Source organism: Nonomuraea sp. NPDC049637 (genome assembly GCF_040675235.1).
GTDB lineage: Bacteria > Actinomycetota > Actinomycetes > Streptosporangiales > Streptosporangiaceae > Nonomuraea.
In genome coordinates this window covers 54,447-66,477 of the sequence record NZ_JBFAOM010000035.1, presented here as the reverse complement: position 1 = coordinate 66,477, position 12,031 = coordinate 54,447, and the positions used below count along the sequence as shown (strand labels likewise).

Here is a 12,031-nt window from a genome sequence, read left to right as displayed (position 1 = left end):
ACCGTTCTTGTCAGGCGCCGACCAGATCCTCCACACCACACCAGAAGGACACCACCATGCGCGACATCCTGATCGTCGGCGCCGGCCAGGCCGGTCTCCACCTGGCCATCGGCCTGCTCCAGCACGGCTACGACGTGACCGTGGTCTCCAACCGCACCCCCGAGTCCATCCGCGACGGCCGGGTGATGTCCGGCCAGGCCATGTTCGGCACCGCGCAGGCCCACGAACGCGAGCTCGGCCTCGACTGGTGGGCCGACGTCTGCCCGCCCATCGAGGGCATCGCGCTCACGGTCCCGAGCCCGGAGGGCGGCAAGGCCCTCGACTGGGCGGCGCGGCTGGACGTCCCCGCCCGCTCGGTCGACCAGCGGCTGAAGATGCCGGCCTGGCTGGGCGAGTTCGAGCGGCTCGGCGGCAAGCTCGTCCTGCACGACGCCACCCCCGACGACCTGGAGAGCTACGCCGCCCGCTACGACCTGGTCCTGGTCGCCGCGGGCAAGGGCCAGATCGCCTCGCTCTTCGAACGCGACCCGGCCCGCTCCCCCTACGCCACCCCGCAGCGCGCGCTGGCCGTCACCTACGTCAACGGCCTCGCCCCGCGCCCCGGTCACTCGGCGGTCTGCTTCAACCTGCTGCCCGGCGTGGGCGAGTACTTCGTCTTCCCCGCGCTCACGCACACCGGCCCCTGCGAGATCATGGTGTTCGAGGGCGTGCCGGACGGCCCCATGGACTGCTGGGGCGACGTCCGCGGCCCCGCCGAGCATCTGGCCCGCAGCCGCCGGATCCTGGAGACCTTCTTCCCGTGGGAGGCCGAGCGTTGCGCCGGCATCGAGCTCACCGACGCCGGCGCGGTGCTGACCGGCCGCTTCGCCCCCACCGTCCGGCGTCCGGTGGCCGTGCTGCCCTCCGGCGCGCCGGTGCTCGGCGTCGCCGACGTCGTGGTGCTCAACGACCCGATCACCGGGCAGGGCAGCAACAACGCCGCCAAGTGCGCCGCCACCTACCTGCGGGCCATCGTGGAACGCGGCGACCGGCCGTTCGACGCCGGCTGGATGGAGCAGACCTTCGACCTGTTCTGGACGCAGGCCCAGCACGTCACGAACTGGACCAACGCCCTGCTCGCGCCGGCCGAGCCGCACCACCTGGCGCTGCTGGGCGCCGCCGGCCGGCGCCCGGAGATCGCCTCCCGGTTCGTCAACGGCTTCGACGACCCGGCCGACTACGCCGAGTGGTTCCTGGACGCCGGCCGTGCCGAGACCTATCTGGGCAGGGTGACGGCATGAGGTCGCTCCGCGAGGCCTTCGGGCAGTTCGCGACCGGGGTGGCGGTGATCACGACGGTCACCGCCGACGGGGAGCGGGCCGGCGTGACCGTCAACTCCCTCACCTCGGTCTCGCTCGATCCGGCGCTGCTGCTGTGGTGCCTGTCGAACCGGGCGCCCAGCGCGCCGCTCTTCCTGCGGGCCGGGCGGTTCGCCGTCAACGTCCTGGCCGCCGACCAGGGCCACCTGTCCAGGCGCTTCGCCACCCCCGCGGCCGACAAGTTCGCCGGGGTGGAGCTGCTCGGCACGCCGCTGCCGATCCTCGCCGGGACGCTGGCCAGCTTCGTCTGCCGCACCGAGCGCGTCCACGACGGCGGCGACCACCACATCCTCGTCGGAGCGGTGGAACGGTACCAGTGGGCCGGGGGCGAGCCGCTCGTCTTCCACTCCGGCCGGTACCGGGAGTTCTGGCCCGAGCTGAGCGCCGGCGAGGGCCGCGTGGCCAGCCACGCGTGACGGCCGCCGGGGGTCTCCACCGCCACGAACCGCGCCCGGGACGGCAGCCAGCTAAGGGCGTGAGCCGTGCCAGGAGTTCCACAACCCCTGATAGACCCCGCCGGCCGTGACCAGCTCGTCGTGCGCGCCGACCTCCACGACGCGGCCGCCCTCCATCACCACCACCCGGTCCGCGTCCCGCGCCGTGTGCAGGCGGTGCGCGATCGCGATCACCGTGCGTCCGTCCAGCACCGCCGCCAGCGACCGTTCGGCGCGCCGGGCCGTACGCGGGTCGAGCATGGCGGTGGCCTCGTCGAGGATGACGGTGTGCGGGTCGGCCAGGATGACCCGGGCCAGGGCGAGCTGCTGCACCCGGTCGGGGCCCAGTTCGGCGCCGGAGGCGTGCGGACCCAGCTCGTCGTCCAGCGAGGTCACCCAGTCGGCGCCGACCGCCGCCAGGGCCTTCTCCATCCGGTTGTCGTCGGCCGTGGGGTCGGCCAGGCGGAGGTTGTCGCGGACGGTGCCGAGGAACAGGTGCTGCTCCTGCGTGACCAGCACGACGTGCCTGCGCAGCTGGGCGGGAGACAGGTCGGCGACCGGGACCGAGCCGACGGTGACCGTGCCGAGGCGGGGCCGGTCGATGCCGGCCAGCAGCTTGCCGAGCGTGGACTTGCCGGCCCCGGAAGGGCCGACGACGGCCAGGCGCTCGCCGGGCCGCACGGTCAGGTCCACGCCGGTGACGACGTCGGCGGCGGATTCGTAGGCGAAGTGCACGCCGGTCGCCACGATGTGGTCGTCCCGGGGTTCGGGGGCGGCCACATCGGTCCGCGCCGCCGGGAGCTGGAGACCTTCGATCCGGGCGAAGGCGGCGCCGCTGCTCTGCAGCTGTTCCATCCACATGAGGACGGTCTCGACGGGCTGCTGGAGCTGGCGCAGGTAGAGCACGCACGAGACGACGGCGCCGAGGGTGACCTGGCCGCCGTCCAGCAGCAGGCCGCCGAGCAGCAGGACGAGCACCGGCGGCAGGAGGGCGGAGACCTCCACTGACGGCCAGAGGACACTGCGCAGGAAGAGGGTGCGCAGCTGGGCGACCCGGCTGCGCTCGATCACCCGCTCGGCGGCGCGGGTGCGCCGGTCCTGCAGGCCGAGGGCTTCGATGGTGCGGGCGCCGGCGGCGCCCGCGGCCAGGTGTTCGGCCAGTTCCGAGCGGGCGGCGCCCTCCTCCAGGTAGGCGTCGCGGGCGCGGCGCAGGTACCAGCGGGAGGCGGCCGCGACGCCGGCGAGCGCGACCAGGCCGCAGGCTCCCAGCAGCGGATCGACCAGGAAGACGGCCGCGACGAGGAAGAGCGCCTGCAGTGCGGAGATCAGCACGGCCGGGGCGGCGTCGCGCAGGGTGTACCCGACCACGGCGACGTCCGTGGTGCCGCGGGCGGTCAGGTCTCCGGTGCGGACGTGCTCGACGGTGGCGGCGGGCAGGGCGAGCACCCGGTCCAGGAACTCCTGGCGGATGTGCTCCTGGACGCGCTCGCTGAACCGGGTGCCGGTGCGCTCGGCGTATCGGGACAGGACGAGTTGCAGCAGCGCCCCGCCCACGGCGACCGCGGCGAGCAGGTCGATCGTCCCGCCGGCGGCGATGGTGTCGATGATGCGGCCCAGCAGCCACGGGCTGACCAGGGCCGCGGCCGCCGCCAGGCCGTTGAGCAGCAGGGTGGCGGCGAACCCGCGGACGTCGCGGCGGATCAGGCGCAGCGCCGCCTGCCGTACGCGCCTGCGGTCGGCGACGGGGAGGTCGCGGGTCACGACACCACCGCCCGGTACTCGTCGCTGGATTCCAGCAGGTCGCGGTGGGTGCCGGTCGCGGTCACCCGGCCGTCCTCGATCAGGAGGACCTCGTCGGCCTGGGCGAGCAGCAGCGGGGACGTGGTGGCGACGACCGTCGTACGGCCGGCGCGCGCCGTACGGAGGCGCCGGGCGAGCAGGGATTCGGTGTGCGCGTCCAGCGCGGAGGTGGGGTCCACCGCGAGCAGCAGCTCCGGATCGGCCACCAGCGCCCTGGCCAGGCGCACCCGCTGACGCTGGCCGCCCGACAGGTTGCGGCCACCCGGCTCGATCACGGAGTCCAGGCCGTGGCGCAGCCCGGCGACCACGTCCTGGGCGGCGGCGACGGCGACCGCGCGGCGGATGGTCTCGTCGTCGGCCTCGCCCCTGCCTTGCAGGACCTCCCGCAGCGTGCCGGTGAACAGCGCGGCGTCGTGATCGGCGATCAGCGACGTGCCGTCGAACCCGCCGAGGCCCTCCAGCAGCGCCACGCTCTCCTCGGGACGGGCGCTGACCAGCCCCACGAAGCTGCCCGGCGTGATCTCCGGTTCGGTGGAGCTGGGCCGGTCGCCGGGCCGCAGCGCGAGGAAGTCGGTGACCCGCCGGGCGGAGACCAGGCCGTGGCTGATCTGGAAGCTGCCCTCGATGAAGAAGGACACCGGGACGACCAGCATGGCGATGTACCCGTACACGCCGACCAGCTCGCCCACCGTGATCGTGCCTTCCGCGGCCAGCCTGGCGCCCAGCCAGGTCACCGCGGCCAGGAACAGCGCCGGCAGCCCCACGCCCAGCGCGCCGATCCAGCTCGTCAGCGACGCCACCCGGTACCCCTGCTCGCGCAGGCGCGCCGAGTCGGCGAGGTGACGCTCGGCGTAGGCGCCCTTGCCGCCGAACGCGTTGAGCACCCGCAGCCCCTCGATCAGGTCCACCAGCCGGGCGGTCAGCCTGCCCTGGCTCTCGCGGTAGCCGTTCTGCACCTTCATCAACCGCCCGAGCAGCGGCCCGAGCACGACCCCCAGCACCGGCACGCCGAGCAGCACCACCACGGCCAGCACCACGGAGACCTGCAGCAGCAGCGCCGCCACCACCCCGTAGCTGATCACCGCGCCGACTCCGGGCCCGGTCACCGTCAGCGCGGCGGCGATCGTGATGACGTCGCCGATGCCGATCGTCACGACCTCGCCTGCCGAGGTGCGCCTGTTCAGATCCGCGCCGAGCGTGTTGATCTGCTCCACCAGGGCGCGCACCGTGCGGAAGTTGGCGTCCATCCGGATCTTGGTCATCGTACGGTGCCGCATCATCGCCAGCCAGGCGTTGACGAGGCCGGCGCCGAGCAGCGCGAGCACCCAGCCGGGCGCCAGATCGTCGTCGATCGCCCTGGACAGCAGGTACGGCGGCAGCGTGAGGCCCACCGTCCACAGGGTGCCCAGCGTCGCGCCTAAGGCGACCCGGCCCTTCTGCGCCCACGCCAACCAGCACAAATACCGAGCAGCCGCCTTCATGGCGATCACGCTAGACCATGGCCGTACCGGCCCGCCGACGGGGCTTGTCCGTAGCGGCGTTCAGCCCTGGGCGACGTCGAAGGGCGGCAGGTCGGTCAGGGCCGCGGGCGGAAAGTCCGGCGGATCCTGGTCGAAGGTGACCGGCCTGCGGATCTGCCCCCCTTCGTCGGCGATCACGAAGCAGCGGTCGGTCGTGGGACGGCCGGGAACCCGCCACGGCGGAAGGATCTCGACGTCGTAGGCCACGACGTTGCCGCCGGTCCGGACGCCGGAGCACTACTGCCCGGTGCGGTGGAGGACGCGTACCTCTTCGAGGGTCACGAATCGCAGTATGACGGCTGAGCGCCACTTGCCGGGAAGCCCGGCGCCGGGCTTGTCCACACGGACGAGCCCGACCCCGGGCGCGACCCTATTTCGTGGCGCAGAGCATGGCGTCGAGGGTGCTCTCGACGCGGTCGGCGCTCTCGTCCGAGGTCGGCAGTGCGGTCACGGTGAGCGTGGCGCTCCGGCCGTCCTCGGTGATGCCGTTGCGGGTCTCGAACCCGGGGATGTCGCCGCCGTGGCCCCAGGCGTGGCCGCCGCAGCTCAGTTTGATCTTCATCAGGCCGAGCCCGTACCCCCCGCCGGGCGGGAGCGCCGGCGAGGCGATGGTCTGCTTCATCTCCTTCAGCTAGGCCGCCTTGAGAAGGTCGCCGCCCAGCAGCGCACCCAGGAACCGGGTGACGTCGCGCGGAGTGCTGATGAGGTTGCCGGACGTCCACCCCCAGGAGGGATCCATCTCGGTGAACTTGACCAGCTTTCCGCCGTTCTCGGCGTGGTAGCCGTTCGGGTGCTTGCCGCGGATGGTCTGCTCGCCGACGCCGGGCCAGTAGGTGTCCCGCAGGCCGAGCGGCTTGATGATCCGGTTGGTGACCTCTTCTCCCATGGGCCGGCCCGTGACCTTCTGCACGATCAGGCCCAGCAGTACGTATCCCGTGTTCGTGTATTCATAGCTCGTGCCGGGGGCGAACTCCGGCTTCTGCTTGAGGGCCTTGTCGACCAGGTCCCGCGGCTCGAAATAGGTGTGCCGGATGCCGGACAACGTCGGGAAGTTCGTGTAATTCGGCAGGCCGGAAGTGTGCTGCAGCAGCTGGCGGACCGTGATCTTGCGGCCGTCGTTGCCGTTGCCGCGGACGACGCCGGGCAGGTACTTCTCGACCGGCGCGTCCAGGTCGAGTTTGCCCTCGCCGGCCAGTTGCAGGACGACGGTGGCGGCGAACGTCTTGGTGTGGCTGCCGATGCGCACCATCCCGTTGACCGGCACCTCGGCGCGCGTCTCCAGGTCCCCCACGCCGGCGGTGTAGTCACGCACCCGCCCGTCGCGTCCCCGCACCGCGGCCACGACCCCGGGGAAATCGCCGGAGCGAACCAGCTTGTCCAAGCTTGTCTGTACGGCGTCGCCGGACGCGCTCGGCGTCGCGGCGCTGGCGGCAGCCGTACCCAGACCAAGAACGCCGGCGGCGACGGTTCCTGCGGCGACCAGGGCCAGCAAGCGGGTGGACGCCGGGGGCTTGGCGGTAACGAGGTGCACTTAGTGGCTCCTTGCTGGAACGCGAAAGTCTGACGCTGACCAGCATGGCGGCAGAGTTATGTCACAAACGATCCCGTACACCCGCTTTGTCCGGGTAAGGCTCCCCCTACCGGACCCCCATGGCTAAGGAAGATCGTCGGCCGCGATCCGGTACCCCACGCCGGGCGTGGTGGTGATGGCCGGCGGGTCGCCGAGTTTGCGGCGCAGGCGGCCGATGGTGACCGTGACGGTGTTGGTCAGGGGGTTGGCGTGCTCGTCCCACACCTGTTCGAGCAGGTCCTCGGCGCTGAGGAACGCCGGGGCGGCGCTGAGGAGGGCTTCGAGCAGGGCGAACTCCTTGACCGACAGATCCAGGTGGCGGCCGTCGCGGGTGGCGGTGCGGCGCAGCGGGTCGAGCTCGATGCCGGCCGCGCGCAACGTGCGGGGCCGGGCGGTGGGCCGGCGGCGGGCCAGGGAGCGGATGCGCAGCACCAGCTCGGGGAAGTGGAAGGGCTTGGCCAGGTAGTCGTCGGCTCCCAGGGTCAGACCGGTGACCCGGTCCCCTGGCTCGCCGGCCGCGGTCAGCATCAGGACCATGACGCGGTCGTCGCGTTCGGTGATCATCTGGCAGAGGGTGTCGCCGTGGATGCCTGGCAGGTCGCGGTCGAGGACGACCACGTCGTAGGCGTTGAGATCGAGCTTGGCGGCGGCCTCCAGGCCGTCGTGGGCCACGTCCACGGCCATGCCCTGATCGCTCAGACCTTCGACGAGCACGGCGGCGAGGGGGCGTGCGTCCTCCACCACGAGCACCCTCATGCCGCGACCTCCGCCGGCACGGCCACCGCCGGCAGCGAGACGGCGACGCGGAGGCCGCCTTCCGGCCGGGCCCTCAGGTCGAGGGCGCCGCCGTGCGCGGCGGCGATGGCCGCGACGATCGACAGGCCGAGCCCGGTGCCGGTGCCGGAGTGGGTGCGCTCGGCGCCGAGTCGCTGGAAGGGCTGCGCGAGCCGGTCGACCTGCTCCTGGTCGAGGACGCGCCCGCCGGTCTCGACGACGAGCCGGGCTGTCGTGCCGTCGGTGGTGGTGGCGAGACGGATCCAGCCGCCCTGGTGGTTGTGGGTGATGGCGTTGTCGATGACGTTGTCGATCATGCGGGTGAGGAGCGTCCGGTTTCCCTGCGTCCACGCGTTGTCCTGCGCGGCGCCCGGGGTGCCGGGGGCGGCCGGGAGGTGGACGGTGAGGTTGGCGGCGGTGATGTCGGCGGTCCGGGCGTCCAGGGCGGCGCCGGCCAGGTGGTGGAGTGAGAGCGTGGTGCGGTCGGTCACGGCGCCGTGCTCGGTGCGGGCGAGCATGAGGAAACCTTCGAGCAGGCGGTCGATCCGGTCGAGTTCGGTGCGGAGCCGGTCGGCCAGCGTGGCGGTCTGCGCCGGTATGGGCTCCGGCTTGGCCAGGGCCACGTCCAGGGACGCGCGCATGGTGGCCAGCGGGGTGCGCAGCTCGTGGGAGGCGTTGGCGACGAACCGGCGTTGTGCGGCGAACGAGTTCTCCAGGCGTTCCAGCAGCTCGTCGATGGTGTCGGCGAGATCCTTGACCTCGTCGGCCGGGCCCTGCGCGGCCAGCCGCTCGTGCAGGTTGTCGGCGGAGATGCGGCGGGTGGCCATGGTGATCATCCGTAGCGGGCGCAGCACCCGGCCGGCGATGAGGCGGCCCAGGACGAGCGACACCACCCCCATGACCGCCAGCGCCAGCGCCGAGCCGATCAGGAGCTGACGTGACTGGGCCGTGTGGGTGTCCGACAGCTGGGCCTGGAGCCATGCGATGCGATCGACGGCGGCGGCGAGCGTGGCCGGCTCGCCCGGCGGGGTCCCGGGAGGTGCGGACTGGCTGACCCGCGTCCCTCCGAGGCCCACGAGGTTGGTGATGGCCAGCAGTCCGACGGCGGACAGCAGGAACATGGCACCGTACAGGACGGTGAAGCGCATTCGTACGGTACGTGCCGGTCGTCGCCACTTTCGCATGGGTTCCAGGATGCCGTGCCGGACCTAACAGCGATGTGACAGCCTCTGTTCGGCCCGTGTTAGGGCCGGGTCCGTACAACGGGTCGCATGCGAGCAACCATTGAAGTCAGCGGGCTGCGCAAACGGTTCGGCCCGACCCTGGCACTGGACGGCATGTCGTTCACCGTGCTGCCCGGCCAGGTCACCGGGTTCGTGGGGCCGAACGGGGCGGGCAAGTCCACCACGATGCGGGTGATCCTCGGCCTGGACGCGGCCGAGGAGGGCCACGCGCTGATCGGCGGACGGCCGTACACCAGCCTGCGCAACCCCCTCACCCACGTCGGCGCGCTGCTGGACGCCGGCGCGCTGCAGCCCGGCCGCACCGCGCGCAACCACCTGTTGTGGCTGGCCCACTCCCAGGGCCTGGACGGCAGGCGGGTCGATGAGGTGCTCCGGCAGGTCGGGCTGCAGTCCGCCGCCCGGCGCAAGGCGGGCGGCTTCTCGCTGGGCATGCGCCAGCGGCTCGGCATCGCGGCCGCGCTGCTCGGGGACCCGCCGGTGCTCATGCTGGACGAGCCGGTCAACGGTCTTGATCCCGAGGGCATCGTGTGGATGCGCGGCTTCCTGCGGTCGCTGGCCGGTGAGGGGCGGGCCGTGCTGGTGTCCAGCCATCTGATGAGCGAACTGGAGGACACCGCCGACCATCTCGTGGTGGTGGGCAAGGGCCGCGTCATCGCCGACACCAGCGTGGCCGAGCTCCTCACGACCGCCTCCCGCGGCCGGGTCACCCTGCGCACGGCGGCGCACGCGGAGGCGATGTCGGTGCTGGGTCACGCCGGCGCCACGATGGCCGTGACCGATCGCGACACGATCGTCGTCTCGGGGCTGCCCTCGGAGCGCATCGTGGCGGTGCTCAACACCAACGGGGTGCCGTTCTCCGAGGTGGCGACGCACCGGGTGACGCTGGAGCAGGCCTACATGGAGCTCACCGCCGACGCGGTCGAATACCGGGGAACGACACGATGACCACGCACACTCAACGCCCCGCCGCGCGCGGGGGCTTCGGGCGGTTGCTGCGCGCCGAGTGGATCAAATTCCGGACGGTGCGCGGCTGGGTGGTGGCCATGACCGCGGCGGCGCTGGTCACCGTGCTGCTCGGGCTGCTGTCCGCGGCCGGCAGCCACGCCTCGTGCGGCGCCGGTCCGGTCGAGGTCGCCTGTCCCCCGCCTGTGGTGGGTCCGGGCGGCGAGGCGGTGGACGACAAGTTCTTCTTCGTGCACCGGCCGCTGGCCGGCGACGGCGGCATCACCGTCCGCCTCACCTCCATGACCGGCCAGATCCGTAAGCCCGGCGTCACCCCCGGGCAGCGCAACGTGGTTCCAGGCCTCGTGCCGTGGGCGAAGGCCGGCGTCATGATCAAGGAGAGCACCAAGCAGGGCTCTGCCTACGCGGCGGTGATGATGACCGGCGCGCACGGCGTGCGGATGCAGCACAACTTCACCCACGACCTGGCCGGCCGGGCGGGCGGCGTCTCCCCGCAGTCGCCGCGCTGGCTGCGGCTGACCCGCTCCGGCGACACCCTCACCGGATCCGAATCCGCCGACGGCACGAACTGGACGCGGATCGGCACCGTGACCCTGGCCGGACTCCCGCAGACCGTACAGGCCGGGCTGTTCGCGACCTCCCCAGGGGATCTGACGGTCACGCAGGGGGATCTCGGCGGGTCCGTCGCGGCGGCCCGCTTCACCGAAGCCACCGGCGAGTTCGACCAGGTCAGGCTGCAGGGCAGCGCGTCCGGCGGGTGGCGCAACGACGACATCGGCGTCACCGTCGGTCCCGACGGGGCCGAGCATCACCCGGGCCGCGCCGGCCAGTCCGGCGGCACCTTCTCCGTCACCGGCGTCGGCGACATCGCGCCGGCCATCGAGGGGCCGACCGCCGAACGTCCCCTCAGCGGCGTGCCGGCCGGGCTGATCCTGGTGATCGTGGTGGCGGTCATGTTCATCACCGCCGAGTACCGGCACGGCCTGATCCGCGTCACCCTGCTGGCCGGCCCGCGCCGCGGCCGGACGCTGGCGGCCAAGGCCCTGGCGCTCGGCCTGGTCACCTTCGCCGCCGCGCTGCCCGCCGTCGCGATCACGTTCGCGGCCGGCGGGCGGATTCTGCGCGACAACGGCAACGCCGTCCTCCCGGTGTCCCTGCTCACCCAGGCGCGCATCGTGGTCGGCACGGCGGCGCTGTTCGCCCTGGCCGCCGTGCTCTCCCTCGCCCTCGGCGCGCTGCTGCGGCGCAGCGTCGCGGCGGTCATCACCGCGATCGCGGTGATCGTGGTCCCGCACGTCCTCGCCACCACCTCGGTCCTGCCCGACAGCGCGGCGCAGTGGCTGCTGCGGCTCACCCCGGCGGCCGGCTTCGCCGTCCAGCAGAGCATCCCGCAGTACGCGCACGTGCTCGGCCACTACTCGCCCATCGCCGGGTTCTACCCGCTGCCGCCGTGGGCCGGTCTGGCCGTGCCGGCCGGCTATGCCGCGCTCGCCCTCGGCCTGGCCGTCCTTCGACTCCGCCGGAGGGACGCATGAGAGAGCACCTGCATGCGGAGTGGACGAAACTCCGCACCCTGCCCGGCGCCGCCTGGCTGCTGCTCGCGATCGTGGTGCTGACCGTCGCCGCCGGCGTCGCGGCCTGCGCCGTCGTGTCCTGTGCCACGCAGGGCTGCGGCTACGACCCCGCCAGGATCGGCCTTTTCGGGGTCCAGGTGAGCCAGGCGGTCGTCGCCGTCCTGGCCGTCCTGGCGATCACCGGCGAATACGGCACCGGCATGATCTGCCTCACCCTGACCGCCATGCCGCGCCGGACCGGCGTCCTGGCCGCGAAGGCGATCATCCTGGCCGGCCTGACCCTGATCGCGGGGAGCGTCGCCGTGCTCGCCTCCGCGCTGGCTGCGCGGCCCATCCTGCTCGGCAACGGCTTCCCCACCGAAACGCTCGTCCTCACCAGCGGTCCGATGCTGCGCGCGGCCGTCGGCTCGGTCCTCTACCTGGCGCTGATCGCCCTGTTCAGCCTGGGGGTCGCCACCGCCGTACGGGACTCCGCCACCGCCATCGGGGTCGTGCTCGGCCTGCTCTACCTCTTCCCCGCCCTCATCCTCATGATCGCCGACGATGACTGGCAGCGGCTTCTCTGGCAGATCTCCCCGATGAACGCCGGGCTCGCCGTCCAGGCCACCACCGGCCTCGCCGCGCTCCCTCTCAGCCCATGGGCCGGCCTGAGCGTACTCGCGGCCTGGGCCACCGCGGCGCTCCTGGCCGGCGGGCTGCTGCTACGGACGCGCGACGCATAGCCGTGCAGCGCCCCTGCCGCGCCGCGCCGTCACCGTGCCGGTCCAACGGTTCGCCGCGAGACCGGCCAGTCG

The 12,031-nt window shown here is 72.8% G+C and carries 12 protein-coding genes; 5 read left to right on the top strand and 7 right to left on the bottom strand.

What is annotated here, in order from left to right; translation table 11 throughout:
* The first annotated feature begins 56 nt into the window (after positions 1-56).
* Positions 57-1,280: a styrene monooxygenase/indole monooxygenase family protein gene (locus AB0J71_RS36045; protein WP_352324607.1), complete on the top strand. Its 1,224-nt coding sequence runs from the start codon at positions 57-59 to the stop codon at positions 1,278-1,280.
* A complete protein-coding gene (locus AB0J71_RS36040) occupies positions 1,277-1,774 on the top strand; it encodes a flavin reductase family protein (protein WP_352324608.1) in 498 nt (165 codons plus the stop codon). The genes AB0J71_RS36045 and AB0J71_RS36040 overlap by 4 nt, the downstream gene beginning before the upstream one ends.
* 51 nt (positions 1,775-1,825) lie before the next feature.
* Here AB0J71_RS36040 and AB0J71_RS36035 read toward each other — a convergent pair whose 3' ends face one another.
* From AB0J71_RS36035 to AB0J71_RS36005, 7 genes are all read right to left on the bottom strand, one after another.
* Positions 1,826-3,553, bottom strand: a complete 1,728-nt coding sequence (locus tag AB0J71_RS36035) for an ABC transporter ATP-binding protein (RefSeq protein ID WP_364418400.1) — start codon at positions 3,551-3,553, stop codon at positions 1,826-1,828.
* A complete protein-coding gene (locus AB0J71_RS36030; RefSeq protein WP_364418398.1) occupies positions 3,550-5,073 on the bottom strand; it encodes an ABC transporter ATP-binding protein in 1,524 nt (507 codons plus the stop codon). The genes AB0J71_RS36035 and AB0J71_RS36030 overlap by 4 nt, the downstream gene beginning before the upstream one ends.
* Positions 5,074-5,133: 60 nt before the next feature.
* Positions 5,134-5,319 carry a hypothetical protein gene (locus tag AB0J71_RS36025; protein WP_364418395.1) on the bottom strand — a complete coding sequence of 62 codons (186 nt, stop codon included), beginning with the start codon at positions 5,317-5,319 and terminating at the stop codon, positions 5,134-5,136.
* Between the two features lie 163 nt (positions 5,320-5,482).
* Positions 5,483-5,734, bottom strand: a complete 252-nt coding sequence (locus AB0J71_RS36020) for a hypothetical protein (protein WP_364418393.1) — start codon at positions 5,732-5,734, stop codon at positions 5,483-5,485.
* Positions 5,735-5,743: 9 nt separating this feature from the next.
* A complete protein-coding gene (locus AB0J71_RS36015; RefSeq protein ID WP_364418391.1) occupies positions 5,744-6,643 on the bottom strand; it encodes a serine hydrolase domain-containing protein in 900 nt (299 codons plus the stop codon).
* A 123-nt stretch (positions 6,644-6,766) separates the two neighbouring features.
* The gene (locus tag AB0J71_RS36010) at positions 6,767-7,438 is read right to left on the bottom strand and encodes a response regulator transcription factor (protein WP_352324614.1); all 672 of its coding nucleotides are present in this window, start codon (positions 7,436-7,438) and stop codon (positions 6,767-6,769) included.
* Positions 7,435-8,604, bottom strand: coding sequence for a HAMP domain-containing sensor histidine kinase (locus AB0J71_RS36005; RefSeq protein ID WP_364418389.1), 1,170 nt, complete (start codon positions 8,602-8,604; stop codon positions 7,435-7,437). Before AB0J71_RS36005 ends, AB0J71_RS36010 begins: the two co-directional genes overlap by 4 nt.
* A gap of 123 nt (positions 8,605-8,727) precedes the next feature.
* Between AB0J71_RS36005 and AB0J71_RS36000 the strand changes: the two genes are divergently transcribed.
* The 3 genes from AB0J71_RS36000 to AB0J71_RS35990 are packed head-to-tail and all read left to right on the top strand — an operon-like array spanning position 8,728 to position 11,959.
* Positions 8,728-9,645, top strand: a complete 918-nt coding sequence (locus AB0J71_RS36000; protein ID WP_364418387.1) for an ATP-binding cassette domain-containing protein — start codon at positions 8,728-8,730, stop codon at positions 9,643-9,645.
* On the top strand, positions 9,642-11,198 hold the full coding sequence (locus AB0J71_RS35995; protein ID WP_364418385.1) for an ABC transporter permease subunit: 1,557 nt from the start codon (positions 9,642-9,644) through the stop codon (positions 11,196-11,198). The genes AB0J71_RS36000 and AB0J71_RS35995 overlap by 4 nt, the downstream gene beginning before the upstream one ends.
* Positions 11,195-11,959 (top strand): ABC transporter permease, encoded by a 765-nt coding sequence (locus tag AB0J71_RS35990; RefSeq protein WP_364418383.1) that lies wholly within the window; start codon positions 11,195-11,197, stop codon positions 11,957-11,959. Before AB0J71_RS35995 ends, AB0J71_RS35990 begins: the two co-directional genes overlap by 4 nt.
* The last annotated feature ends 72 nt before the right edge of the window (positions 11,960-12,031 follow it).